A 24,016-nucleotide genomic window follows, 5' to 3' on the forward strand; every position below is an offset into this window, starting at 1 on the left:
GGGCAGGTGCGGTGGGTGATGGCGGCGGGGCGAGGCGGGTGCGGTGAGGCCGATGCGAGGCGCGGGGCCGGTCGGCGGGTAGTGGGGGCGGGCAGGTGCGGTGGCGCGGATGCGGGGAGCGGGGCCGGCCGGCAGGTGATGAGGGCGGCGCAGATGCGGTGAGCGGAGCCGGCCGGCTGGGTGAAGTGCGGTAAGGCTCAGGGAGCCGACTGGGGTCCTCAAGGCAGGCTGAGCCGAGAAGCGGGCACCGTCGGGGCGCCGGCCACTGCCCAGATCGGCACCGGGACAGCCGGTCGAGCCTGCACCGGCCCACACCCGGAAGCGGACCGGACACAGCCGGTCACGCGGAACACCAGCCGCCGCCACGGTGACGAGGCAACCCTCCGCCGCCTACCGTCCTCGTCGCGTAGAAGTCGGCCCAGGCGGGACCGCCGGTCACGCGGAACGCGGGCCACGGTGACGCCGCAACCCTCCACCCGCCGTCCCCGGCGCGTCGGAGTCGACCCAGGCCGTGCCCGCCGGTCAGGCGGAACGCGGGCCACGGTGACGCGGCAGCCCTTCGCCGCCTACCGTCCCCGTCGCGTCAGGGTCGGCTCAGGCCGGGGCGCCCAGTTCCGCCCATACCGTTTTGCCCGCGACGTCCGGGGTGCGTACGACTCCCCAGTCGAGGCAGAGGCGTTGCACGATGAACATGCCGTGGCCGCCGGGGCGGCCCGCGCGGTGGGGGTTGCGGGGGGCCGGCTGACCGGTGCCGCGGTCGGAGACCTCGACGCGGATGACCTTGTTGTCGCAGCTGAGCTGGAGCTGGTCCGGGCCCTCGGCGTGCAGGCAGGCGTTGGTGACCAGCTCGGAGACGACGAGTAGCACGTCCTCGGCGGCGGCCCGTTGGTCGGCGCCCGAGGCGGGCAGCCAGCCCCAGGCGTACAACGCCTGACGGGCGAAGTCGCGGGCGAGGGGGACGACACCGCTCGCGTCGTCGAAGCTCAGTCTGCGGACCTGACGACCCGCCGACGCTCCGGAAGCGCCGCTGGGCTCCGGGCCGCGGTCGCCCGGCGAGTAAGGCCGGGTGGTGCTCATCAGCGCTTCACCTCACCGCTTCACCAGTGCAGAGTTCAAGGCCACGTTCAGTTCGTCGTTCGGTTCATCGTTCGCACGATGGCGGATTCCGGGGCTGCGCGGCACCTCGGGGGTGCCGGAGCCAGTACACACGTCCAGCGGTCTCCGCACGGTCGGTCTGCGCATGCCGCCCTCTCCTCGTGCTGTGCCGCCGACATGTTCAGGTGTCTCCTGCCCGACGGAACGGGCGGAACACCCCTCGTTCGCCCACAGGTGACCACCCTGTCCATCCCGGGTGGGCCGTGGCGCGCGGGAGTGCCGGTCGCGCCCGGCCGCCGGGACGGGGCCGACGGGGCGGGGCCCGGGGTCAGCCGTCGCCGTCACCGTCCGCGAGGGCCGCCTCTACCGTGTCGTGCACGGTGAAGACGGCGTCCGCTCCGGTGATCTCGAACACCCTGGCCACGACGGGCAGCATGCCCGCCAGGTGCACCCCGCCACCCACGGCCTCCGCCTTCAGGCGGGCGCCGAGCAGGACGTTGAGCCCCGTGGAGTCGCAGAACTCCAGCCGTGAGCAGTCCACGACGAGTCGGCTCAACCCCTTGGCGAGGCACTCGTCGAGTGGCTCGCGCAACAGATCGGCCGTGTGGTGGTCCAGCTCACCGGCCGGGGTCACGACGGCGCTCGAGCCCTCTTCCCGCACTTCCACCATGAGCCGGCCAGACTGTGCGCTGCCGACCGTCCCGCGGTCCATGCCGTGTCTCTCCCGAGGTCGTGAGTCCTAGCTGACGCCCCCGAACACTACGCCCTTGATACGCACTCCAACAGCCGAACAATCGCACACAAACGGACATACCATAACAAACCGCACTTGCGATCGGTTGAGTAAAGCGGGTAGGGCTAGAGGGACACACCCAACATGGCCGGCTTTGGAGGCGCCGCACACCGTAGTGCACGCACTGGCTTCGGCAGCCATATGCCGAGAACGATGGAGGACTCATGTCATCCCGGCTCGACGCTCCGCATACCCACAGGGCGACGTCGACACCCCCTCCGGAACAGCTGAATCCCATCGAGCAGAGTGGCGGTCCCCGTGACGCCCTCGCCGGACTCCCGGAGATCCCCCCGTACGACGAGGTCGGACCCGTCGACGCGCGGGCCCTGTCCAAGACCCTCTTCCAGCGACTGGACTCGCTGGAGGAAGGCACGTACGAGTACTCGTACGTACGCAACACGCTCGTCGAACTGAACCTCGCGCTGGTCAAGTTCGCGGCCTCCCGTTTTCGCTCCCGCAGCGAGCCCATGGAGGACATCATCCAGGTCGGCACGATCGGCCTGATCAAAGCGATCGACCGCTTCGAACTCAGTCGTGGTGTGGAGTTCCCCACCTTCGCGATGCCAACCATCGTGGGCGAGATCAAGCGTTTCTTCCGTGACACGTCCTGGTCCGTGCGCGTCCCGCGCCGGCTCCAGGAGCTGCGCCTCGACCTGGCCAAGGCCGGCGACGAACTGGCGCAGCAGCTCGACCGCGCCCCCACCGTGGCCGAGCTGGCGGAGCGCCTCGGCCTCTCCAACGAGGAGGTCGTCGAGGGCATGGCCGCCTCGAACGCGTACACCGCCGCCTCGCTGGACGCCCAGCCGGAGGAGGACGACGCGGAGGGCGCCCTCGCCGACCGCATCGGCTACGAGGACCACGGACTCGAAGGCATCGAGTACGTCGAGTCGTTGAAGCCGATGATCGCCGGACTCCCGCCCCGCGACCGGAAGATCCTCTCGCTGCGCTTCGTCGCCGGGATGACCCAGTCGGAGATCGGCGAGGAACTCGGCATCTCGCAGATGCACGTCTCGCGGCTGCTGTCGCGCACGCTGGTACGGCTGCGCAAGGGCCTGACGCTGGAGGAGTGAGCGCGCCTCCCCCGACGACGGAGGCCGGGGAGTCCCGGAGACCAGTGCGGTCCGTGCCCGGGTGAGCGGTTGGATGCCGCCACCCGGGCACGGCCTTGCCACCTGGGTACGGCCTTGCCACCGGGCCGGAGGCAGGCCCGCCACTCGGGACCGGGCTCCGGATCCGGCAGTGCTCCTCGGTGGACGGCCGCGACGGGCCGACCCTCGCGCCGCTGGACGGGCGGCGCCCACGGCGATGTTGACGGGCCGGGGCGTGTGACGGTCAGGTTGCTGTCCTCATCGTGAGACAAGGCGCTGACCTGGACCGCCGTCCCCCCTTACGCTGTGGCCGCCCTCTGGCCGGCAGTGGGGCCGTCGACCGCCGTGAGGACCCACACCGATGCCCGCTCCCGTCTCCCGCCTCGGCCGGTTCGCCGACCTCCCCGTGCTGTTGGTCGCCGCCGTGTGGGGGTCCAGCTATCTCGCCGCGAAGGGCGTGACCACCGCGGACACCGTGCTGGCGGTGCTCGTGCTGCGGTTCGGCGTGGTGCTTCCGGTGCTGGTGGCCGTCGGGTGGCGTCGGCTGCGGGCGCTGAGCGGCGCACAGTGGCGGGGCGCGGGACTGCTCGGGCTGATCCTCGCCGGGATCTTCCTGCTGGAGACCTACGGGGTGGTGCACACCTCGGCGACCAACGCGGGCCTGATCATCAGCCTGACCATGGTGTTCACACCGCTCGCCGAGAGTTGGGCGCGCGGGGTGCGGCTGCCCGGGGCGTTCCTGGCGGCGGCGGGCCTGTCGGTGGCGGGCGTGGCGCTGCTGACGCAGGGTGCCGGGTTCACCGCTCCGTCGGGGGGCGATCTGCTGATGCTGGGGGCGGCGGCCGCCCGTACCGTGCACGTGCTGGCCATGGCGCGGATGGAGTCCGTGCGCGGGGCGGACGCGTTGTCCCTGACCACCGTCCAACTGGGCGGTGCCGTCGCCGTGTTCACCGTGCTGGTCACCATGCCGGGGACGGGGGCGTCACCGTGGGCCGCCGCGGCGGACTTCGGCGCCGGGGACTGGGCCTGGCTGGTCTACCTCTCCGTGTTCTGCACGCTGTTCGCCTTCTTCGTGCAGATGTGGGCCGTCCGGCGTACGTCGCCGTCCCGGGTCAGCCTGCTGCTGGGCACCGAACCGGTGTGGGCGGCGGCCGTGGGCATCGCACTCGCCGGGGACGGCCGGGATGGCTGGGTCTGGTGGGCGCGGTGCTGGTGCTCGTGGGTACGGCGTGGGGGCGGTCGGTGGCGGACCGGAGGCGGGCGGCCGCGAGCGAGCCCCCTCAGACCACCCGTACGCCCCGCCGCCACACCTCCGAGACGAGCGGTACGCCCGGCCGGTAGGCCAGGTGGACGTGGCTCGGGGCGTCCAGGACGGTCAGGTCGGCGTGGGCGCCGGGGGTCACGCGGCCCACGTCCGTACGGCGCAGGGCCGCCGCGCCGCCCGCCGTGGCCGACCAGACCGCCTCGTCGGGCGTCATCCCCATGTCCCGGACGGCGAGCGCGACGCAGAACGGCACGGACGACGTGAAGGACGAGCCCGGGTTGCAGTCCGTGGACAGGGCCACGGTGACGCCGGCGTCCAGCAGGCGGCGGGCGTCCGGCCACGCGGCCCGGGTGGAGAACTCCGCGCCGGGCAGGAGCGTGGCGACCGTCGCGCTGTTCGCGAGGGCGTCCACGTCGGCGTCGGTGAGGTGGGTGCAGTGGTCCGCGCTGGCCGCGTCCAGTTCGACGGCCAGCTGTACGCCGGGGCCGTGGGAGAGCTGGTTGGCGTGGATGCGGGGGTGCAGGCCCTTGGCCTTTCCGGCGGTGAGGATCGCGCGGGCCTGGTCGCCGTCGAAGGCGCCCTGCTCGCAGAAGACGTCGATCCAGCGGGCGTGCGGGGCGCAGGCGTCGAGCATCTCGCCGGTGACGAGGGCGACGTAGCCGGCCGGGTCGCCGGCGAAGTCCGGGGCCACGATGTGGGCGCCGAGGTAGGTCACCTCGTCGGTGTGGGCGGCTGCGATGCGCAGGGCGCGGGCCTCGTCGGCGACCGTCAGGCCGTAGCCGGACTTCGTCTCGAAGGTGGTCGTGCCCTGGCGCAGGGCCTCGGCGAGGTAGCGGACGAGGTTGCGTTCGAGGTCGTCGTCGCTCGCCGCGCGGGTCGCCGCGACCGTCGTACGGATGCCGCCCGCGGTGTAGGACCGCCCCGACATGCGGGCGTTGAACTCCTGGGTGCGGTCGCCCGCGAAGACGAGGTGCGAGTGGGAGTCGACGAAGCCGGGGAGCACCGCCCGGCCACCGGCGTCGACCCGGTTGTCAGTGGCGGGTGCTTTGCTTGATTCACCGGTCCACGCGACGCGGTCGCCGTCGATGACGACGGCCGCGTCCTGGATCAGACCGAGGGGGGAGCTGTCGCCGAGGGAGGGGTCGTTGGTGACCAGCGTGGCGATGTTGGTGATGACGGTGCTGCTCATCGTGTCCTCGTGGGCGTGGGCGTCGGTGGGTGGTGTCAGGAGGAGCGCAGGGCTTCGACGGCCCGCGCGAGGGCCTGCGGCACGTCCGGTACGAGCGTGTGCGCCCCGTCCCGTACGACGTGCCGCCCGGCGACGACCGTATGCCGTACGTCGGCCGCGGTCGCCGCGAATACGGCCGTCTCGGCGCCCAGTGAGGGCAGTGGGCCCGCTGTCCTGACCGAGTCGAGCGCGATCGTCGTGAAGTCGGCGGCCGTGCCGGTCTCCAGGGTGCCCGCGTCGTCCCGGCCGAGGGCGGCGTGACCGTCGGCGGAGGCGGCCCGCAGCAGGGCGGCGGCCGTCCAGTGCCCCCGGGTCCGGCTGCGCAGCCGCTCGTTCAGCTCCATCGCGCGGGCCTCTTCGAGCAGGTCGATCACGGCGTGGCTGTCGGAGCCGAGGGAGAGCGGGGAGCCGGCCTGCTGCAGGGCGACGGCCGGGCCGATGCCGTCGGCGAGGTCCCGTTCCGTCGTCGGGCACATGCAGGTGCCGGTGCGGGAGCGGCCGAGGAGGGCGATGTCCTCGTCGGTGAGGTGGGTGTTGTGGACGCCCGTGGTGCGCGCGCCGAGGACACCGTGCTCGGCGAGCAGCTGGGTCGGGGTGCGGCCGTGGGCCTCGCGGCAGGCCTTGTTCTCGGCGGTCTGCTCGGACAGGTGGACGTGCAGCGGCGCCCCGCGCTCCTCGGCCCAGCGGGACACGGTCGCCAACTGGGCGGCGGGCACGGCCCGCACGGAGTGGATCGCGGCCCCGATCCGTGCGTGATCCCGTTCCTTGAGAAGTGAACAGCGTTCGGCCCAGGCGTCCGCGTCGCCGTCGGAGAAGCGGAGCTGGTGGGCGTTGGGGGCTTGTCCGAAGCCGGAGGAGAGGTAGGCGGTGTCGAGGAGGGTGATGCGGATACCGGCTTCGGCGGCGGCCTCTATCAGGGCCTCGCCCATCGCGTTGGGGTCGGCGTAGGGGGTGCCGCCGGGCGCGTGGTGCACGTAGTGGAACTCGCCGACGGCCGTGATGCCGGCCAGGGCCATCTCGGCGTACACCGCGCGGGCCAGCTGGTGGTAGGTCTCCGGGGTGAGCCGGTCGGCCACGGAGTACATGACCTCGCGCCAGGTCCAGAAGGTGCCCGAGCCGACCTGCACGGTGCCGCGCAGGGCGCGGTGGAAGGCGTGGCTGTGGGCGTTCGCCAGGCCCGGAAGGGTCAGCCCGCGCAGGATCTCGGCGCCGGGCGGCGGGGCGTCGGCACCCGTGCGGACGGCGGTGATCCGGCCGTCCACGACGTCCAGGGCGACGCCCGGCTCGACGTGGGTGCCGAGCCAGGCGTGTTCCAGCCAGTACGTCCGTGTCCGCTGCGTGGGGGTCACGTGCAGGCCAGCCCTTCCAGTACGTCGGCGAGTGCGAGCACCCCGGCGACGCAGTCGTCCTCGGCCGCGTACTCGGCCGGGGAGTGCGAGACGCCCGTGGGGTTGCGCACGAACAGCATGGCGGTCGGGATGCTCCCGGAGAGGATTCCGGCGTCGTGTCCGGCGCCCGTGCCGAGGACGGGGACCTTGAGGCCGGCGTCGTTGCGGCCGGTGTCCTTGCCCAGGAGGCGGGCGAGTTCGTCGCGCAGGGCGTGGTCGAACTCGACGACGGGCGTGAAGGACTCGCGGACGACGTCCAGGTCGACGCCGTGTGCCGTCGCGTACTCGCGGGCCGCCTTCTCGACGCCGCCGACCACCTGGTCGAGGCTCTGCTGGTCGGCGGCGCGGGAGTCGAGCCAGCCGCGCACCAGGGACGGGACGGCGTTGACGCCGTTGGGCTCGACGGAGATCTTGCCGAAGGTGGCGACGGCACCGGCGAGTCGGGCCTCGCGTCGGGCGGCGAGCACGGTCTCGGCGTACGGCAGCATCGGGTCGCGCCGGTCCACCAGCCGGGTGGTGCCGGCGTGGTTGGCCTCGCCCCGGAAGTCGAACCGCCAGCGGCCGTGCGGCCAGATGGCGCTGGCGATGCCGACCCGGTCGCCGCTGAGGTCGAGGGCTCGGCCCTGTTCGACGTGCAGTTCGACGAAGGCGCCGATCCGGCCGAGTCGTTCCGGGTCCGGGCCGATGGCGTCGGGGTCGTACCCGGCGGCCTCCATGGCTCGCGGCAGGGTGATGCCGTCGCCGTCGGTCAGCCGGTGGGCCTGCTCGACCGTGAGGTGCCCGGCGGTGAGCCGGGAGCCGACACAGGCGAGCCCGAAGCGGGCGCCCTCCTCGTCGCCGAAGTTGACGAGGGCGAGGGGCCTGGCGAACCGCGCTCCCCTGCGGCGCAGTTCGTCGAGCGCGGCGAAGGACGACACGACGCCGAGGGGCCCGTCGAAGGCACCCCCGTCGGGCACCGAGTCGAGATGCGACCCGGTGACGACGGCGTCCCCGGCGGCGGGGTCGCCGAGCCAGGCCCACTGGTTGCCGTTGCGGTCGACCTCGTAGGCCAGCCCGCGCGCCTCGGCCTGGTCCTTGAACCAGGCCCGGCAGTCGGCGTCGGCGGCCGTCCAGGCGTAACGGCGGTAGCCACCGGAGTCGGGGTGCCGTCCGACGGGGCGCAGGTCGCGCCACATCTGCTGGAAGGACACACCGGCCGGACCGGCGCCCGCGCCCGCGCCCACATCCGCACCCGCGCCCGCACCGGGCGGTGAGATCGCGGTCCTGGTCCCGGCCCCGGCCGTGGTCCCGGTCTCCGCCGGACGGCTGCCGCCCGCTTCTGCTCCCGGACGGGTCACGCGTCGTCACCCTCGCGCAGCGGCACCCGCACGCCCCGCTCGTCGGCGACCGACTCCGCGATGTCGTAGCCGGCGTCGACGTGCCGGATGACGCCCATGCCGGGGTCGTTGGTCAGCACGCGGCGGATCTTCTCGCCGGCCAGCTTCGTGCCGTCGGCCACCGTCACCTGGCCGGCGTGGATGGAGCGCCCCATGCCGACGCCGCCGCCGTGGTGGATCGACACCCAGGAGGCGCCCGAGGCCACGTTGACCATGGCGTTCAGCAGCGGCCAGTCGGCGATCGCGTCGGAGCCGTCGAGCATGGCCTCCGTCTCGCGGTAGGGCGAGGCGACGGAACCGGAGTCGAGGTGGTCCCGCCCGATGACCAGCGGTGCGGCCAGCTCGCCGCTCGCCACCATGTCGTTGAACCGCTCGCCGGCCTTGTCGCGCTCGCCGTAGCCGAGCCAGCAGATGCGGGCGGGCAGGCCCTGGAAGTGGACGCGCGCACCGGCCAGCTTGATCCAGCGGGCGAGGGACTCGTTCTCCGGGAAGAGGTCGAGCATCGCCTTGTCGGTCCTGGCGATGTCGGCGGGGTCCCCGGACAGGGCGGCCCAGCGGAAGGGGCCCTTGCCCTCGCAGAACAGCGGGCGGATGTAGGCGGGGACGAAGCCGGGGAAGGCGAACGCCCGCTCGTAGCCCGCGAGTCGGGCCTCGCCGCGGATGGAGTTGCCGTAGTCGAAGACCTCGGCCCCGGCGTCCAGGAAGCCGACCATCGCCTCGACGTGCCGGGCCATCGACTCGCGGGCCCGGGTGGTGAAGCCGGCCGGGTCCTTCGCCGCGGCGTCGGCCATGTCCTCGAACGCGATCCCGGTGGGCAGGTAGGCCAGCGGGTCGTGGGCCGAGGTCTGGTCGGTGACGATGTCGATGGGCGCGCTCATCGCGAGGAGCTGCGGGACCAGGTCCGCGGCGTTGCCGAGGACGCCGATGGAGAGGGGCTTGCGCTGGTCGCGGGCCTCGACGGCGAGCTGGAGGGCGTGCTCCAGGCTGTCGGCCCGCACGTCCAGGTAGCGGTGTTCGATGCGGCGGTCGATGGCGCGCGGGTCGCAGTCGACGCAGATCGCCACGCCGTCGTTCATGGTCACCGCGAGGGGCTGGGCGCCGCCCATGCCGCCGAGGCCGGCCGTCAGCGTGATGGTCCCGGCGAGGGTGCCGCCGAACTGCTTCGCGGCGACGGCGGCGAAGGTCTCGTAGGTGCCCTGGAGGATGCCCTGGGTGCCGATGTAGATCCAGGAACCGGCGGTCATCTGGCCGTACATGGTCAGTCCGAGCTGTTCCAGGCGGCGGAACTCCTCCCAGTTGGCCCAGTCGCCGACGAGGTTGGAGTTGGCGATCAGGACACGCGGGGCCCATTCGTGGGTCTGCATGACGCCGACCGGGCGGCCGGACTGGACGAGCATCGTCTCGTCCTGCTTGAGCGTCCGCAGGGTGCGCACCATCGCGTCGAAGGAGCGCCAGTCGCGGGCCGCCTTGCCGGTGCCGCCGTAGACGACGAGCTTGTCGGGGTGCTCGGCGACCTCGGGGTCGAGGTTGTTCTGCAGCATCCGCAGGGCGGCTTCCTGCTGCCATCCCAGGGCACTCAGTTCCGTACCGCGCGGCGCTCGGACGGGGCGGGGTCCTGACATGGTCTGCCTCCTGGAGGGTGGGCGATCCCGACGGATTGTTGCAGTGGTTATTCACATCCTGACTGGCTGAATATGGCTAGTCAATACACCGAAGGGTCGAGAGGCGGCCAGGAGGAGGTGAGGGAGGGGCGGCGGGGGCAGAAGGGCGCCTCCAACGCGCCTCAGGCGCCTCGGGTGCACCTCAGGCACCTCGGGTGCGCCTCAGGCACCTCGGATGCGCCTCAGGCACCTCGGATGCGCCTTGATGCGCCTCGCACGCACCCCAGGTGCGAGTGAACGCTGGGGACGCACCGGCGGGAGGCCCCACCCGCAGGGCCCATCCATGGCGGCCGGACCCGGGCGCACAGCGGGACTCCGGGGGCGCGCGAAACAGCCCCGCACAACCCTCTCGTCCGCCTTCACCCCCGCGCGCCCTTGACGCGCGCCGTACGACACGGTGTTGAACTGGGCTGAGCCGGGACGAACTGGAGCCTGAATGAGGTCAGTTGACCCACCCTAGTCACCGCCGCGCATGTTCCGCTGGAAAATGCCAGAAGACTCACCGATCGCGCACACGTTGCGTAGCTTCTTCCTCACTCAGCCGAACCGCAGGCAGGAGGGGAGCCAACGGTGCCCGGAATCGACGAGTGTCTACTGGAGGCCATGCGGCTGCCCGGAGCCCGGGGAGCGGCGCTGGTCGACTGGACCAGCGGGCTGGCCCTCGGCAGTGTCGGGGAGTTCCCGGGCGGTGACCACGAGGCCGCGGCGGCCGAGACCGCGGAGGTCGCGCGGCTCACGGCGGAGCAGCGGGCGTTCACGCCCGACGACGGCGGCGAGGGCGCCGATCCCCCGGTCGAGGATCTGATCATCAGCAACCGGGACAGCTATCACGTGCTGCGGTTCGTGCCCACGTCCTTCGACAGCAGCGTGTTCCTGCACGTGTGGCTGGCCCGGTCGGACGGCAATCTCGCGCTGGCCCGGATCCGGCTGGGCGAGATGGCCGGACGGCTGGTGCTGGGGTGATCGTCGTGGACACCACCCCGCCGCCCCGGCTGCCGGTGCGGGACCGGACCGGGGGCCGGGAGCGCGCGGGCGGCGCGGTCTCGCCGATGCTGACCCGGCTCGCCGCCGAGCGGGCCACCGGCGTCCTGGAGCGCGAGCGCGGGGCGCTCTACCTGGTCGAAGGCCGGGTGGTGCACGCCGAGAGCCCCTTCGCCCCGGGCCTCGACGTGCTCCTCCTGACCCACGGCACGCTGGAGCCCGGAGTCTGGTGGGAGGCGGTGGAGCGGTCCGGCGAGGAGCGCGGCGCCGCCCGGCTGCTGCTCGACACCGGCCGGATCGGGCGGGGCGCCCTGGAGGTGTGCCATCTGGGGGCGCTGTACGACGCCGCGTACTTCGCGCTGGCGCCGAGCAGCACTCCGGGCCGCTTCCGGTACGGCGCCGGTCACTGGTTCGGCGCGCTGCGGCCGGTCCCGGTCGACGCGGTGGAGCGGGAGACGCTGCGCCGGCGCGAGCTGCTGGACCGGTTGTGGCCCGATCCGCTGCCCGACAGCGCGCCGCTGCTGCGGGCCGACCCGGCCGCCGACCCGCTGCCGCCGTCCCGGCAGCGCGCGGTACTGGCGCTGGTGGACGGTGTCCGCACGGCGCCGGAGATCGCCCGGGAGCTGGGCCGACCGGCGTTCCCCACGCTGGTGGACGTGCGGCGGCTGGCGGCGGCGGGGCTGGTGACCGCCCGGTTCCCGCCGCCGGTCGCGCAGCCGCCGCCCGCTCTCGCCCTGCCCCAGGTCAACGACCCCGACATCACCTTGCTGAAGAGGCTCAGGGATGCGCTGGAGGCCCTTTGAACGGCAGCGACCGCGCGCCGAGAGGAGCCGGCTGATGGCCGCGCAACCCGAGATACTCGCCGAGCTGCGGCGGCTGCGGGCACGGGTGCCCCAGCTGACCGGGGCGCTCGTGGCCGGCGTGGACGGCCTCGTCCTCGCCCACGACACGCCCGGCGTGGAGGCGGAGGGGATGGCCGCGCTCACCGCGACCTCGCTGGCCGTCGCCGTGCGGCTGGCGGACACCACCGGCCGGGGAGCCTTCCGCGAGCTGCTCGTGCGCGGCGTCCACGGCTACGTCGCGACGTACGCGGCCGGGGAGAGCGCCGTGCTGACCGTGCTCGCGCAGGACCGCGTCAACGTCGGCCGGCTGCACCTGGAGAGCCGCCGGTGCGGCACCCGCGTCGGCGAACTCGTCGACGCCGCAGAGCGGGCGCGTGCCCCGGCCGCTGTCCCGCCTCCTGCCGCTGCCCCGGCCCCCACCAGGACGACCGCCGCCCGGACCAGGAGCGCGCGCACCCCGCGCCTCACGACCACCGAACCGCGTACCGCCACCGAACCGCCTACCGGCACCGAACCCCGTACCACCACCGAAAGCTGAAGGGAAACGAGGACCAGTCATGGCCAACACCGAAACCGCGCTCAAAGAAGCTCTCGCCTCCATCGAGGGCGCCACCGGCGTCGCGCTCGTCGACTACACCAGCGGCATGGCGCTGGGCACGCTCGGCGGCGGCAAGACGTTCGACCTGAACGTCGCCGCCGCGGGCAACACCGACGTGGTGCGCTCCAAGATGCGCACCATGGAGCACCTCGGGCTGAAGGCCCAGATCGAGGACATCCTGATCACGCTGTCCGATCAGTACCACCTGATCCGCCTGATCAGCGGGCGCGGCGGCAACGGTCTCTTCCTCTACCTGGTCCTGGACGGCAAGCGGGCCAACCTGGCGATGGCCCGCCACCAGTTGAAGCGGATCGAGGAGGACCTGGAGGTCTGACCCACCAGGCCCTCCCGCAGATCCACGCGACCCCGGCCCAACAGGCCTGCCAGGCATGACACGCCTACCAGGCCTGCACCGGCCGCGAGCTACACGAGTGCCGCGGTGCGGCGGCGCGCTCCACCCGGAGCCGCGTCGCCCGCCGCGATGCCGGTGCTGCGGTACGACTTGACCGCCTTGCCGGCCGGACGGCCGCCGTTCCCGGCGAGCCAGTCGACGCGCACCCACAGCAGCGCGTCCTCGGCCCGTTCCAGCCGCCCGAGCCAGGCTGCCTTCAGCCGCAGCCCCGTACCGCACCCGGCGAGCAGCAGACCGGCCGCGGCCGGCACCGCGAACGCGCTGCCCAGCGCGGCGGCGAAGGCGAGAAGCAGCCACCAGCGGTGACCACGACGCCAGTTGCGCACCGCCAGTCCGCGGTCCTGGAGCACATCGTGCTTGCTCGCGCGGACGGCGGCACGGGCGAGCGCGGTGTACCGCTTGCGCCGCACGAGTGTCACCACGGCCGCCGCCACGATGAACAGCGCGGCCCCCGCCATCACCCCGATCCGCCGTCCCGTGATCCCGGACGGCAGTACGCCGACACCGGCCGCGAACACTCCGCACCACCACAACGGCGCGGCTCCGGCCCGTACGACGACGGCCACCCGAGCCAGTCCCTGACCTCCGCGTGCCACGTTCCGCCTCCTCGTCGCCTGGATGACTCGCATCCTTTTCCGATCGAGCAGATTAGCGAGCGAACGTGAGACGGCAATGAGAACGGCGCGAGAAGCCCCGAAAACCTGCGCTCACTCCACGAACAGCCCCCGCGCCGCCGCCTTCGCGTCGAACTCCTCCAGCCGGGCCTGCGCGTCGGGCAGGTCGTCGCACATGGCCTCCAGCAGCACCCGGCCGAGCAGCATCGGCGCGCACGCGGTGTCGAAGGCGAGGCCGGTGCCGACGGCGGCCGGCAGCAGCAGGTCGGAGACCTTGGCGACCGGCGCGAACGCGGAGTCGGCGACCGTCACGACGGTCAGCCCGGCCTCCTTGGCGTAGGCGAGGGTGTCGACGACCTCGCGCGGATGGCGGGGCAGCGCGAAGCACAGCAGGGCGGAGGCGCCGGCGCGGACGGCCGCGTCGATCCGGTCGTGGATCATCGTGCCGCCCTCGTGCAGCAGCCGCACGTCCGGGTGGACCTTGGCGGCGAAGTAGGCGAAGCCGTACGCCTGGGAGGCGGCGGCCCGCAGCCCGAGCACCGGCAGCGGCCGGGAAGCCGCGAGCAGCCGTCCCGCCTTGCGCACCGGCCGCGGATCGGCGAGCACCTCGGCAAGGTGGCGGAGGTTCTCGATCTCGGCCTCGACGGCCTGCTGGTACTCGTTGTACGACGCCGAGTCCGCGTTCTGTTCGGCGGGCGCGACCTCGCGCAGGTGCCGGCGCAGGGCCGGGTAGCCGTCGAAGCCGAGGGCGACCGCGAAGCGGGTGACGGAGGGCTGACTGACCCCGGCCAGTTCGGCCAGCTCGACGCTGGACAGGAACGGGACGTCGGCGGCGCGGCGCACCATGCTGTGCGCGATGCGCCGCTGGGTGGGTGTCAGCCGGTGCCCCTCGAAGAGTGCCTGGAGCCGGTTGGCGGGGCTGTCGGCGGACCCCCCGGTTCCGGGCCCCGCGCCGACTTCCGCGCCCGTCTCCGCGCCCGTCTCCGCACCCACGTCCGTACCCGTGTCCCTGTCCGCCCTCATGCCTCGCTCCCCCTCCAGATGTCCGTGAACCGGTCCAGCAGCCGGGCCGCCGCCGTCACGTCGTCCGTGAGCGGCCGGTCGGCCTGGTCCTCGTCGAGCACCGACTCGGCCAGCTCCAGTGCCCGGGCCACCGGTAGCCCGGGCTCGGGCCTGAGGTCGCGCTGGTGCAGCGCCCTTACGGCGGCGACGAGTTCACAGCCGACGACGAGACGGTACGCGCCGCAGACCCGCAGTGTCTGCCGGGCGGCGAGCGAGGCGAAACTGGCCTGCTCCTCGACGCCCCGGGAGAGTACAGCGTGGCCGAGGGAGGCGGGGGCGGAGAAGGCCCGCAGGTCACCGAGGGCGGCTCCGGCGGCGTACTCGAGGATCATCACGCCGGAGGAGGCGGGCTCGAGGTCGGCGAGGAAGGGGCGCAGCCGGGTGTAGGCGGGCTCGTTCAGCGTGGACAGCCGGGAGGTGGACAGCCGCGCCACCTGGGTCACCGCGAGCCGGAAGTGGTCAAGGGCGAGGGCCAGTTGGGCCTGGTAGAAGCCGCCATGGTGGTAGGCGGTGAGGTCCTGGGCGGAGATGAGGGGGTTCTCGGCGGCGGCGTTGATCTCGATGGTGAGCACCTCCTCGAGGGCGTCGGCGGCGTCGTGGGCGGGGCCGTGGATCTGGGGCAGGCAGCGGAAGCCGTAGGGGTCCTGGATCCGTCCGAGGGGCGGGGTGGGCCGTTCGTCGGCGCCGATCAGCCGCCGCATGCGGCGGGCGACCTCGGCGGAGCCGCGGTGCGGCCGGGCCAGGTGGACGGGGGGCGGCGTACGCCTCGTGGGAGCGTCGACGGCGAGGAGGGAGAGGGCGGCGACGACCTGGGTGGCGGCGATGAGGCCGCGCAGTTCGTGCAGGGCGAGGGCGGACTGGCCGAGGGTGAGGGCGTTGCTGCTGATGAGCGCGAGGGCGTCGTTGTTGTCGAGGGGCTGGGGCTGCGGGGCACCGGTTCCGCGCCACGGGTGTTCGCCGACCAGGGCGAGGCCGAGCTGCGCGAGGGCGGCGAGGTCCCCGGTGCCGACGGAGCCGAACTCGTTGACGACGGGGTGGGCGCCGCTCTCCAGCGCCTCGCAGAGGGCGTTGACGACGGTCGGCCGCAGTCCGGCGCCGCCGGCGAGGAGTTGGTTGGCGCGTACGGCGAGCATGGCCCGTACCTGCCGGGCGGGCAGCTCCTCGCCGATGGCGCCGGCGTGGCTGCGCAGCAGCCGGAGGCCGTGTCCGGCGGCCGCCTCGGTGGGCACGTCCTCGTTCCGGTTGGCGCCCACGCCGGTGGACCGGCCGTAGACGCGGCCGGTCGCGGCGATCTGCCGGGCGGCGTCCCAGCTGTCCGTCATCCGCTTCACCGCGTCGGGTGCGGGGGCCGGCCGGGCGGCCCCGTCGGCCAGCCGCACGACGTCCGCGACGCCGAGGCCGAGGCCGTCCAGGACGACGGGGGCGGGTCCTCCGTCGGCCACGGTCTCCGGAGCGTCCACGGTCCGAGATGACATATAACCCCAAACTCCCCGAGATCCGGACGTTCGATCTTGCTCAACGGTCATCCGTCACCTCAGATCAACACCACCCCGTCGACAAGCTATTCACACACCGAGAACTCTGCATGAGGTCATACAGTCGGGCAAGGGACAACTCATGATCCAGTTCGGCGCGGTCCACAAGCGCTTCCCCGACGGCACGACAGCAGTCCGCGCCCTCGCCACCGGCCCGCCCGTGCCGCTCATGGACGAGCCGTTCGGCGGCGCGGTCGACCCGGTGGTGCGCACCCGGCTCCAGGACGAACTGCCGCGACGGCAGAAGGACCCCCACGTGAAGCAGCACGGCCTGGCGGGCCGATCCGTGCGGACGGTCGGCGGGCCCCCGTATCAACAGGGGGGCTAACCCCAGTGCCCGCGCCGTGTCCGCTGCCTACCGTGGACTCAATGACGGGACGGGAGACCACCATGGACGCGCGGGACACCGAGCTGAAGAAGGAACTCAACGCCACTCTGCAGGCCCGCAGGGAACTGGGCGAGGAGTACGAGTCCGCACTCGTGGACTCGTTCCTGGAGAAGGTCGACCAGCGCATCGACGGCGCGGTCGAGCGCCGGGTGCGCCGGCAGTACGCCGAGCAGCAGATGGTGTCGGCCCGCGACGGCCGCTCGGCCGGGGCCACCGACTCCTGGGGCGAGCGCTTCGGCTTCGGGATCGTCTCGCTGGTGCTGGCGGTCCCGCTGTCCGCGATCGGCGCGGGCGTGGCGAACCTGCCGGGCCTCATCGTGACCTGGATGGGCATCGTCGGCATCAACGTCGTCCAGGCGGCCCGGATCAATCCGGCCCTGTTCGGCCGGCGGCCCAAGTCCGCCCGCGGCGGCGACTGGGAGGGCTGACCACCGGCCGGGCCGGCTCAGGCCTGCCGGGTCGGCAGCACCATGACCTGGCGCAGGTTGACGTGCCGGGGCCGGCTGGTGGTGTAGGCGACGACATCGGCCAGCTCCTGCGCCGACAGGCCGCCGATGGACTCGAGCATGTCCCGCACCATGCCGGCCGGCCCGGCGTCGACGTGCGTGAGGAGTTCGGTCTCGGTGAGCCCCGGCTCGATGTTGGTGACCCGGACGTCCCGCGGCCCGAACTCGGTGCGCAGAGCCTGCGAGAGGTAGGTGACGGCGGCCTTGGTGGCGCCGTACACCGCGTAGTCGGGGAACACCAGGTGCGCGGCGACGGACGACACGTTGACCAGGTCGGCCGTGCCGCCCTCGGCGGCCGTGTCGATCAGGTCGGCGGTGAAGGCGCGGATCACCCGCAGGACGCCGGTGACGTTGGTGTCGAGCATCCGCTGCCACTCGTCGGCCCGGCCGTCGGCGACGGGGTGGGCCAGCATGACGCCGGCGTTGTTGACGACCAGGTCGACCCGGCCGTAGGCGTCCCGGATGCGGGCGGCGGCCGCGTCCACCGACGCCTGGTCGGTGACGTCGGCGACCACGGCGAGGGCCTCGCCCCCGTCGGCGCGGATCTTCTCGGCGAGCGCGTCCAGCCGCTCCCCGCGCCGGGCGACCAGCGCGACGCGGGCTCCGTGCGCGGCGAGCAGGACGGCGGTGGCCTCGCCGATGCCACTGGCGGCACCGGTGACGACGGCGGTGCGGCCGGCCAGGTTCTCGTACGGCATGGGGTGCTCCTCGGCAGCTCGGCCGGGGCGTCTCCCCGGCGGCACGCACCACACTGGCCGCCCGCCCCGCGGCTACCCAGGGACGCGCTTTTCCTGGGTCTGGCAGAACCAGGCTGGGACCGGCCCGCTCGCCCGGGCAGGCCCTAGGATCGAACCCATGGACGGGGACCTCGGAGACTTCCTGCGCTCGCGCCGTGCCCGCATCCGGCCCGAGGAGGTCGGCCTGCCCTCGCACGGGCGGCGCCGCGTCCCGGGCCTGCGCCGCGAGGAGGTGGCACAGCTCGCCGGAGTGAGCGTCGACTACTACATCCGCGTCGAACAGGGCCGGGGTCCGAGCGTCAGCGACGCCGTCCTGGACGCCATCGCGCGCGTGCTGCGCCTGGACGAGACCGAGCGCGCCCATCTGCACGCGGTGGCCCGCCCCCGCAGGCAGCGTGGCCGCGCGGCCGCACCCGCGCCCCGGGTCCGTCCCGGTGTGCAGGTCCTGCTCGACGGCATGGACCACTCCCCGGCGTTCGTCATGAACCACCGGATGGACATCCTGGCGTGGAACGCGCTCGCCGACGCGGTGTTCCACTACACGCAGACGTCCCCCGAGGAGCGCAACATCCCCCGGCACGTCTTCCTCGACCCCACCGCGAGCGCTTCTACCCCGAGTGGCACGCGGTCGCCGCGCAGTGCGTCGCCCACCTGCGGGTGCTGGCCGGCCGGCACGCCGACGACCCCGGACTCACCTCGCTGGTCGGCGAACTCTCCCTCAGGAGCGAGGACTTCCGCCGCCTGTGGGCGGACCATCCGGTCGCGGAGTGCGCATACGGCGTGAAGCGCATCCAGCACCCGGTCGCGGGCCTGCTCACCTTCCCGTACGAGACGCTGGCGGTCACCGCCGACCCGGAGCAGACGCTGCTCGTCTACACCCCGGAGCCGGGATCCGAGACGGCGGAGCGGCTGGCGCTGCTGGGGAGTTGGACGTCGCCGACCGTGGGCGCGGATCGCGCCTGAGGCACCTGAGGCATCCGAGGTGACCGAAGGCCGGGGAGAGCCCGGAGAAGGACATGTCGCGGGGACCGCCGCACCCCCCGTTACCGGGGGGCGGGACGACGGCGGTCCCCGCGAGGGACGCGAGCCGGGTCGGGCCAGGCCTTCGCGTCCATGGCGTCGGTGGAGGTCCGGGAGCCGCTCCGGAGGTCCGTGACGCCGTTTCGGTGCCGGTGGGGCGGGGAGCCGCTCCCGCCCTGCCGACATCCACGAATATGCCGGACGCGTGTTAAGCGTGTGCTGCGCGGACGTGACGCGCTCGTACCACTTCCGAGAAGTCCACTCTTTCGGTAGACAAACGGAAGTTCGCCGCCGGTGAGGGCGGTTCACCGCAGGTTTCCCCGGTGTTCCGCCCCCGGACGCCGGAAGCTACTTCACGCCACCCTTGGCCAGAAATGCCAGCAGGTCCTGCCGGCTGACGACACCGGTCGGCTTGCCCTCGACGAGCACGATCGCCGCGTCCGCCGTGCCCAGCACGGACATCAGGTCGCCGACCGGCTCACCGGAGCCGACCTGCGGCAGCGGGGCGGACATGTGCTTCTCCAGCGGGTCCTCCAGTGAGGCCCGCTTGCTGAACAGGGCGTCGAGCAGCTCGCGCTCGACGACGGAGCCGACGACCTCGGCGGCCATCACGTCCGGGTGACCGGCGCCGGGCTTGACCACGGGCATCTGCGAGACGCCGTACTCGCGCAGGACCTCGATGGCCTGCCCGACGGTCTCCTCGGGGTGCATGTGGACGAGGGACGGCATGGCGCCGTGCTGCTTGTCGCTCAGGACGTCGGCGACGCGGGCGCTGGGGCCCTCGTCCTCCAGGAAGCCGTAGTCGGCCATCCACTCGTCGTTGAAGATCTTGCTGAGGTAGCCGCGGCCGCTGTCGGGCAGCAGCACGACGACGACATCGTCGGGACCGAGCCGCTCGGCGACCCGCAGCGCGGCGACGACGGCCATGCCGCAGGAACCGCCCACCAGCAGCCCCTCCTCCTTCGCCAGCCGACGGGTCATCTGGAAGGAGTCCTTGTCGGACACGGCGACGATCTCGTCGGCGACGGTCCGGTCGTAGGCGCTCGGCCAGAAGTCCTCACCGACACCCTCGACGAGGTACGGCCGCCCGGAGCCGCCCGAGTACACGGAACCCTCGGGGTCCGCGCCGACGACCCGCACACGGCCCTCGCTGGCGTCCTTCAGGTAGCGGCCGGTGCCGGAGATGGTGCCGCCCGTGCCCACACCCGTGACGAAGTGGGTGATCCGCCCCTCCGTCTGCTCCCACAGCTCGGGGCCGGTGGAGTGATAGTGCGACAGCGGGTTGTGGGGGTTGGAGTACTGGTCGGGCTTCCACGCGCCGGGCGTCTCACGGACCAGCCGGTCGGAGACGTTGTAGTAGGAGTCCGGGTGTTCGGGGTCCACCGCGGTCGGGCAGACGACGACCTCGGCGCCGTACGCCCGCAGCACGTTGATCTTGTCGGTGCTCACCTTGTCGGGGCACACGAAGATGCACTTGTACCCCTTCTGCTGCGCCACGATGGCCAGCCCGACGCCGGTGTTTCCGCTGGTGGGCTCGACGATCGTGCCACCCGGCCCGAGCGCGCCGCTCTCCTCCGCCGCCTCGATCATGCGCAGGGCGATGCGGTCCTTCACGGAACCGCCCGGGTTGAAGTACTCCACCTTGGCCAGGACGGTCGCCTGGATGCCCTTGGTCACGCTGTTGAGCTTCACCAGCGGGGTGTTGCCGACGAGGCTGATCATCGAGTCGTGGAATTGCACCGTTGTCTCCGGTTGCTTGCAAAACAGTGGTCGTAGTGGTCACGCCAGCCTACGACCCCGGCCGGGACGTTCACTCCCCGTTGAGATTGGCCGACCGTCCGTACGGGGCAAGGAGTGGATGTACGGACACGAGGAGGTGGCGGCGAGGCATGACGAGCATGTCCAGGGCACGAGTGGCCCGACGCATCGCGGCCGGGGCCGCCTACGGCGGCGGCGGCATCGGGCTGGCCGGAGCGGCGGCCGTCGGGCTGGTACTGACGGAGATGCGGCTGGCCCGGCGCCAGGTCGGCAACGGCACACACCCGCACGTCCCCCGGGCGGACGGCCTCTACGGCCGCGTCTACGACTCCCCCGGCCCCGGAGTGGAACCCCTGTACCTGACGCTGCTGGGCGACTCCACGGCGGCGGGCCAGGGCGTGCACCGGGCGGGGCAGACACCGGGCGCGCTGCTGGCCTCGGGGCTCGCGGCGGTCTCCGAGCGGCCGGTGGAGCTGCGGAACGTGGCACTGCCCGGTGCCCGCTCCGACGACCTCGACCGACAGGTCGCGCTCGTCGTGGGCGGCACCGGCCCGGTGCCCGACGTCTGCGTGATCATGATCGGCGCGAACGACGTCACCCACCGCATGCCCCCGACCCGCTCGGTACGTCACCTCTCGGCGGCGGTACGACGGCTGCGCACGGCCGGCGCCGAAGTGGTCGTCGGCACCTGTCCCGACCTCGGCACGATCGAGCCCGTGGGACAGCCCCTGCGATGGCTCGCCAGACGGGCGTCCCGCCAGCTGGCGGCCGCCCAGACGATCGGCGTCGTCGGGCAGGGCGGGCGCACGGTGTCACTGGGCGACCTGCTGGGCCCCGAGTTCGAGGCGAACCCGGGCGAGCTGTTCGGCCCGGACCACTACCACCCCTCGGCGGAGGGCTACGCCACGGCGGCGATGGCGGTCCTGCCGACGGTGTGCGCGGCGCTGGGCCTGTGGCCGGCGGAGGAGGAGCGCCCCGACGTCTCCCGCCGCGAGGGCTTCCTCCCGGTGGCCCGGGCGGCGGCGGAGGCGGCGGCGGAGGCGGGCACGGAGGTCACGGCGGCCATGCCGACCGGCCCAGGGGGCCCTGGGCCCTCCTCAAGCGCGGCGGCGCGCCGCGTCCCGGGCGCAGCCCTCGGCGAGGGGACGGGAGGGGGCGGCGGGAGGGCGAAAAAGCAAGCGCTTGGGAAACTGCGGGCCAGGGTCACACCACCACACCAGTGACCTGGCCCATACGTAGGGGTAACTTCCAGTCAGGTCCCGCCGGGATTGCCACCCGGAAAACCACCCCCGTACGCCAATGGAGCCGTGATGCCCGAAGCCGTCATCGTGTCGACCGCCCGCTCCCCCATCGGCCGCGCCTTCAAGGGCTCCCTCAAGGACCTGCGCCCGGACGACCTCACCGCCACCATCATCCAGGCCGCCCTCGCGAAGGTCCCCGAGCTGGACCCGAGGGACATCGACGACCTGATGCTCGGCTGCGGCCTCCCCGGCGGCGAGCAGGGCAACAACCTCGGCCGCATCGTCGCCGTACAGATGGGCATGGACCACCTGCCCGGCTGCACGGTGACCCGCTACTGCTCCTCGTCCGTCCAGACGAGCCGCATGGCCCTGCACGCCATCAAGGCCGGCGAGGGCGACGTCTTCATCTCGGCCGGCGTCGAGACCGTCTCCCGGTTCGTGAAGGGCAACTCCGACAGCCTGCCCGACACGCACAACCCGTTCTTCGCCGAGGCGGAGGCCCGCACCGCGGCCGTCGCCGAGCAGGAGGGCACCACCTGGCACGACCCGCGCGAGGACGGCGTCGTCCCGGACGCCTACATCTCGATGGGCCAGACCGCCGAGAACCTGGCCCGCCTCAAGGGCGTCACCCGCCAGGAGATGGACGAGTTCGGCGTCCGTTCGCAGAACCTCGCCGAGGAAGCCATCAAGAACGGTTTCTGGGAGCGCGAGATCACCCCGGTCACCACCCCCGACGGCACGGTGGTCAGCAAGGACGACGGCCCGCGCGCCGGCGTCACGATGGAGGGCGTGGCGGGCCTGAAGCCGGTCTTCCGCCCCGACGGCATGGTCACGGCCGCCAACTGCTGCCCCCTGAACGACGGCGCCGCCGCGCTCGTCATCATGAGCGACACGAAGGCCCGCGAGCTGGGTCTCACCCCGCTCGCCCGCATCGTGTCCACCGGTGTCTCCGGTCTCTCCCCCGAGATCATGGGCCTCGGCCCGGTCGACGCGAGCAACCAGGCCCTGCGCCGGGCCGGCCTGACGATCGACGACATCGATCTGGTCGAGATCAACGAGGCGTTCGCCGCCCAGGTGATCCCCTCCTACCGCGACCTCGGCATCCCGCTGGAGAAGCTGAACGTGAACGGCGGCGCGATCGCCGTGGGACACCCGTTCGGCATGACCGGCGCCCGCATCACCGGCACGCTCATCAACTCCCTCCAGTTCCACGACAAGCAGTTCGGCCTGGAGACGATGTGCGTCGGCGGCGGCCAGGGCATGGCGATGGTCATCGAGCGCCTCAGCTGAGTCGCGGGAGTCGCACGGCGGCCCCGTCGGTGACCTCTCGGTAGCCGTCGGGGCACCCAGCGTGAGCAGACGCCCGGAGTCTGGGAAGCACCTGGATTCCGGGCCGTTTTGTGATCCAATCTCCCCCAGGATGTGACCTATCTCCCTCCCAGGAGGGATTTACGCAGCTCAGAGTCGTTTCACCACATGATGCCGGGCCAAATCTCCTGCCCGTTTCGTGACGTTACGCACTGACAGCTGGATAGTCCGCCCTTCAAGCTGATGTAGGAAGTCGGGGGTCGACTTTGAACCGGGAGTACGTCAGTGAGCGCCATGCCGATCGCCTTGCTGGTCACCACGGCCGCCACGGGCGCCGTGGGCGTCGCCGTCCTGCGCACCCTGTTGCAGCTGCGCCGCCAGGTCGCGGCCCTGCACACGCAGCTCGCGGAGACCGCCGGGACCGCCGCCGGGCCGCGCGGTTTCGTTCCGGCCGCCCGCACGACGGCCGACACGGATGAGATACGCGCGGCGGTGGCCGAGGCCCTCGCCGAGGAGCGGGAGCGGGAGCTGGCCGAGGCGCGCGCCTTCTGGGCCGCCCAGGAGGCCCGTGACGCCTCCGACGCGCCCTCACTGCTGGGTCTGCCGGACAGCGAGCTGTTCCTGCCCAGGCAGGCCGATTTCGTCGGTCTGGAGCCGCTCGAGCCGGTGACCGAGCCGTCCGCGGACGCCGACGAGTTCGCCGGGGACTCCCCCGAGCTGGCCGCGGCCCGCCGCAGGCACCCCTCCCACCCGGACTTCGTGCCCGTCCAGTCACCGGTCGTCAACGACCACGAGCGTACGGTGACCGCACTGGAGGAACTCGCCGCCGACCGCGTCGAGCTGACCGATGTGCGGCCCGGCCCGCTCGGCACCCTCGACGTCTACGTCTTCGCCGACGGCACCACCCTGTGCATGACCCCGGGCCACCGGGAGACCGCTGACCGCCTCGCCCAGGCCCTCACGGCCGGCGAGACGCCGTATCTGCTGGGGGGCTCGGGCATCTCGGGCGCGTACGCCCTGACCTTCGCCTGCGGCGAGGAGAGCGTCTACATCCTGGCGGACCGGGTCATAGCCAGCCTCTGACGCGCCCCCGACGGGCGGACCCGACCCCCGGCCCCCGT

20 protein-coding genes and 3 pseudogenes are annotated in these 24,016 nt (G+C 72.8%); 12 read left to right on the plus strand and 11 right to left on the minus strand.

Going from position 1 to position 24,016, the window contains the following annotated elements; translation table 11 throughout:
- Positions 1–594 precede the first annotated feature (594 nt).
- Both BM536_RS14210 and BM536_RS14215 read right to left on the minus strand, forming a co-directional pair.
- Positions 595–1,077, minus strand: a complete 483-nt coding sequence (locus BM536_RS14210; RefSeq protein ID WP_073496631.1) for an ATP-binding protein — start codon at positions 1,075–1,077, stop codon at positions 595–597.
- Positions 1,078–1,423: 346 nt separating this feature from the next.
- The gene (locus BM536_RS14215) at positions 1,424–1,807 is read right to left on the minus strand and encodes an STAS domain-containing protein (RefSeq protein WP_073496633.1); all 384 of its coding nucleotides are present in this window, start codon (positions 1,805–1,807) and stop codon (positions 1,424–1,426) included.
- A gap of 245 nt (positions 1,808–2,052) precedes the next feature.
- On the opposite strand from BM536_RS14215, the gene BM536_RS14220 reads away from it, so the two are divergent.
- On the plus strand, positions 2,053–2,958 hold the full coding sequence (locus BM536_RS14220) for an RNA polymerase sigma factor SigF (protein ID WP_073496635.1): 906 nt from the start codon (positions 2,053–2,055) through the stop codon (positions 2,956–2,958).
- A gap of 379 nt (positions 2,959–3,337) precedes the next feature.
- Positions 3,338–4,317 (plus strand): annotated as a pseudogene (locus BM536_RS14225) (DMT family transporter).
- On the opposite strand, the gene hutI reads toward BM536_RS14225, so the two are convergent.
- The 4 genes from hutI to hutU form a co-directional block, all read right to left on the minus strand.
- On the minus strand, positions 4,257–5,429 hold the full coding sequence (gene hutI / locus BM536_RS14230) for an imidazolonepropionase (protein WP_073496637.1): 1,173 nt from the start codon (positions 5,427–5,429) through the stop codon (positions 4,257–4,259). The pseudogene BM536_RS14225 and the gene hutI overlap by 61 nt on opposite strands.
- Before the next feature lie 35 nt (positions 5,430–5,464).
- Positions 5,465–6,817 (minus strand): formimidoylglutamate deiminase, encoded by a 1,353-nt coding sequence (locus BM536_RS14235; RefSeq protein ID WP_073496639.1) that lies wholly within the window; start codon positions 6,815–6,817, stop codon positions 5,465–5,467.
- A complete protein-coding gene (locus tag BM536_RS14240; RefSeq protein WP_107439596.1) occupies positions 6,814–8,031 on the minus strand; it encodes an allantoate amidohydrolase in 1,218 nt (405 codons plus the stop codon). Before BM536_RS14240 ends, BM536_RS14235 begins: the two co-directional genes overlap by 4 nt.
- Positions 8,032–8,189: 158 nt before the next feature.
- Positions 8,190–9,854 (minus strand): urocanate hydratase, encoded by a 1,665-nt coding sequence (hutU, locus tag BM536_RS14245; RefSeq protein ID WP_073496641.1) that lies wholly within the window; start codon positions 9,852–9,854, stop codon positions 8,190–8,192.
- 609 nt (positions 9,855–10,463) lie between these two features.
- Between hutU and BM536_RS14250 the strand changes: the two genes are divergently transcribed.
- Genes BM536_RS14250 through BM536_RS14265 form a run of 4 tightly spaced genes read left to right on the plus strand, consistent with a single transcriptional unit; the run spans position 10,464 to position 12,648 of the window.
- Entirely contained in the window at positions 10,464–10,856 is a 393-nt protein-coding gene (locus BM536_RS14250; protein WP_073496643.1) for a hypothetical protein, read from the plus strand.
- Positions 10,853–11,677 (plus strand): transcriptional regulator, encoded by an 825-nt coding sequence (locus tag BM536_RS14255; RefSeq protein ID WP_211362874.1) that lies wholly within the window; start codon positions 10,853–10,855, stop codon positions 11,675–11,677. Before BM536_RS14250 ends, BM536_RS14255 begins: the two co-directional genes overlap by 4 nt.
- 34 nt (positions 11,678–11,711) lie before the next feature.
- On the plus strand, positions 11,712–12,254 hold the full coding sequence (locus BM536_RS14260; RefSeq protein WP_094103004.1) for a roadblock/LC7 domain-containing protein: 543 nt from the start codon (positions 11,712–11,714) through the stop codon (positions 12,252–12,254).
- A 19-nt stretch (positions 12,255–12,273) separates the two neighbouring features.
- Positions 12,274–12,648: a roadblock/LC7 domain-containing protein gene (locus tag BM536_RS14265; protein WP_073496645.1), complete on the plus strand. Its 375-nt coding sequence runs from the start codon at positions 12,274–12,276 to the stop codon at positions 12,646–12,648.
- 89 nt (positions 12,649–12,737) lie between these two features.
- On the opposite strand, the gene BM536_RS14270 is transcribed toward BM536_RS14265, so the two are convergent.
- From BM536_RS14270 to BM536_RS14280, 3 genes are all read right to left on the minus strand, one after another.
- Positions 12,738–13,322: a hypothetical protein gene (locus tag BM536_RS14270; protein WP_073496647.1), complete on the minus strand. Its 585-nt coding sequence runs from the start codon at positions 13,320–13,322 to the stop codon at positions 12,738–12,740.
- Between the two features lie 111 nt (positions 13,323–13,433).
- Entirely contained in the window at positions 13,434–14,363 is a 930-nt protein-coding gene (locus BM536_RS14275; protein ID WP_245873496.1) for a MurR/RpiR family transcriptional regulator, read from the minus strand.
- On the minus strand, positions 14,360–15,877 hold the full coding sequence (locus tag BM536_RS14280; protein WP_094103005.1) for an aromatic amino acid ammonia-lyase: 1,518 nt from the start codon (positions 15,875–15,877) through the stop codon (positions 14,360–14,362). Before BM536_RS14280 ends, BM536_RS14275 begins: the two co-directional genes overlap by 4 nt.
- A gap of 142 nt (positions 15,878–16,019) precedes the next feature.
- Here BM536_RS14280 and BM536_RS42810 point away from each other — a divergent pair, with 142 nt between their 5' ends.
- Together BM536_RS42810 and BM536_RS14290 are read left to right on the plus strand one after the other, a co-directional pair.
- Positions 16,020–16,265: a hypothetical protein gene (locus tag BM536_RS42810; RefSeq protein ID WP_073496649.1), complete on the plus strand. Its 246-nt coding sequence runs from the start codon at positions 16,020–16,022 to the stop codon at positions 16,263–16,265.
- A gap of 62 nt (positions 16,266–16,327) precedes the next feature.
- On the plus strand, positions 16,328–16,753 hold the full coding sequence (locus BM536_RS14290; protein ID WP_073496660.1) for a hypothetical protein: 426 nt from the start codon (positions 16,328–16,330) through the stop codon (positions 16,751–16,753).
- A gap of 17 nt (positions 16,754–16,770) precedes the next feature.
- Here the strand turns inward: BM536_RS14290 and BM536_RS14295 are convergent, their stop codons facing one another.
- Positions 16,771–17,529, minus strand: a complete 759-nt coding sequence (locus tag BM536_RS14295) for an SDR family oxidoreductase (protein ID WP_094103007.1) — start codon at positions 17,527–17,529, stop codon at positions 16,771–16,773.
- Between the two features lie 157 nt (positions 17,530–17,686).
- On the opposite strand from BM536_RS14295, the pseudogene BM536_RS14300 reads away from it, so the two are divergent.
- Positions 17,687–18,531 (plus strand): annotated as a pseudogene (locus tag BM536_RS14300) (helix-turn-helix transcriptional regulator).
- 405 nt (positions 18,532–18,936) lie between these two features.
- On the opposite strand, the gene BM536_RS14305 reads toward BM536_RS14300, so the two are convergent.
- Positions 18,937–20,328, minus strand: a complete 1,392-nt coding sequence (locus BM536_RS14305) for a cystathionine beta-synthase (RefSeq protein ID WP_073496653.1) — start codon at positions 20,326–20,328, stop codon at positions 18,937–18,939.
- A 149-nt stretch (positions 20,329–20,477) separates the two neighbouring features.
- On the opposite strand from BM536_RS14305, the pseudogene BM536_RS14310 reads away from it, so the two are divergent.
- The 3 genes and pseudogenes from BM536_RS14310 to BM536_RS14320 all read left to right on the plus strand — a co-directional run.
- A pseudogene (locus BM536_RS14310) lies at positions 20,478–21,451 on the plus strand (SGNH/GDSL hydrolase family protein); the annotation flags it as partial.
- 205 nt (positions 21,452–21,656) lie between these two features.
- A complete protein-coding gene (locus BM536_RS14315; protein ID WP_073498588.1) occupies positions 21,657–22,877 on the plus strand; it encodes an acetyl-CoA C-acetyltransferase in 1,221 nt (406 codons plus the stop codon).
- A gap of 303 nt (positions 22,878–23,180) precedes the next feature.
- The gene (locus tag BM536_RS14320; protein WP_073498586.1) at positions 23,181–23,978 is read left to right on the plus strand and encodes a hypothetical protein; all 798 of its coding nucleotides are present in this window, start codon (positions 23,181–23,183) and stop codon (positions 23,976–23,978) included.
- The last annotated feature ends 38 nt before the right edge of the window (positions 23,979–24,016 follow it).

The organism is Streptomyces phaeoluteigriseus (assembly GCF_001896135.2).
Taxonomy (GTDB): Bacteria; Actinomycetota; Actinomycetes; order Streptomycetales; family Streptomycetaceae; genus Streptomyces; species Streptomyces phaeoluteigriseus.

Bases quoted from the DNA above. Each gene is read 5' to 3' on its own strand.
- hutI (WP_073496637.1), bottom strand. From the start codon at position 5,429: ATGAGCAGCACCGTCATCACCAACATCGCCACGCTGGTCACCAACGAC.
- BM536_RS14315 (WP_073498588.1), top strand. From the start codon at position 21,657: ATGCCCGAAGCCGTCATCGTGTCGACCGCCCGCTCCCCCATCGGCCGC.
- BM536_RS14220 (WP_073496635.1), top strand. From the start codon at position 2,053: ATGTCATCCCGGCTCGACGCTCCGCATACCCACAGGGCGACGTCGACA.
- hutU (WP_073496641.1), bottom strand. From the start codon at position 9,854: ATGTCAGGACCCCGCCCCGTCCGAGCGCCGCGCGGTACGGAACTGAGT.
- BM536_RS14265 (WP_073496645.1), top strand. From the start codon at position 12,274: ATGGCCAACACCGAAACCGCGCTCAAAGAAGCTCTCGCCTCCATCGAG.
- BM536_RS14260 (WP_094103004.1), top strand. From the start codon at position 11,712: ATGGCCGCGCAACCCGAGATACTCGCCGAGCTGCGGCGGCTGCGGGCA.
- BM536_RS14215 (WP_073496633.1), bottom strand. From the start codon at position 1,807: ATGGACCGCGGGACGGTCGGCAGCGCACAGTCTGGCCGGCTCATGGTG.
- BM536_RS14240 (WP_107439596.1), bottom strand. From the start codon at position 8,031: ATGTGGCGCGACCTGCGCCCCGTCGGACGGCACCCCGACTCCGGTGGC.
- BM536_RS14290 (WP_073496660.1), top strand. From the start codon at position 16,328: ATGGACGCGCGGGACACCGAGCTGAAGAAGGAACTCAACGCCACTCTG.
- BM536_RS14295 (WP_094103007.1), bottom strand. From the start codon at position 17,529: ATGCCGTACGAGAACCTGGCCGGCCGCACCGCCGTCGTCACCGGTGCC.
- BM536_RS14280 (WP_094103005.1), bottom strand. From the start codon at position 15,877: ATGTCATCTCGGACCGTGGACGCTCCGGAGACCGTGGCCGACGGAGGA.
- BM536_RS14275 (WP_245873496.1), bottom strand. From the start codon at position 14,363: ATGAGGGCGGACAGGGACACGGGTACGGACGTGGGTGCGGAGACGGGC.
- BM536_RS42810 (WP_073496649.1), top strand. From the start codon at position 16,020: ATGATCCAGTTCGGCGCGGTCCACAAGCGCTTCCCCGACGGCACGACA.
- BM536_RS14210 (WP_073496631.1), bottom strand. From the start codon at position 1,077: ATGAGCACCACCCGGCCTTACTCGCCGGGCGACCGCGGCCCGGAGCCC.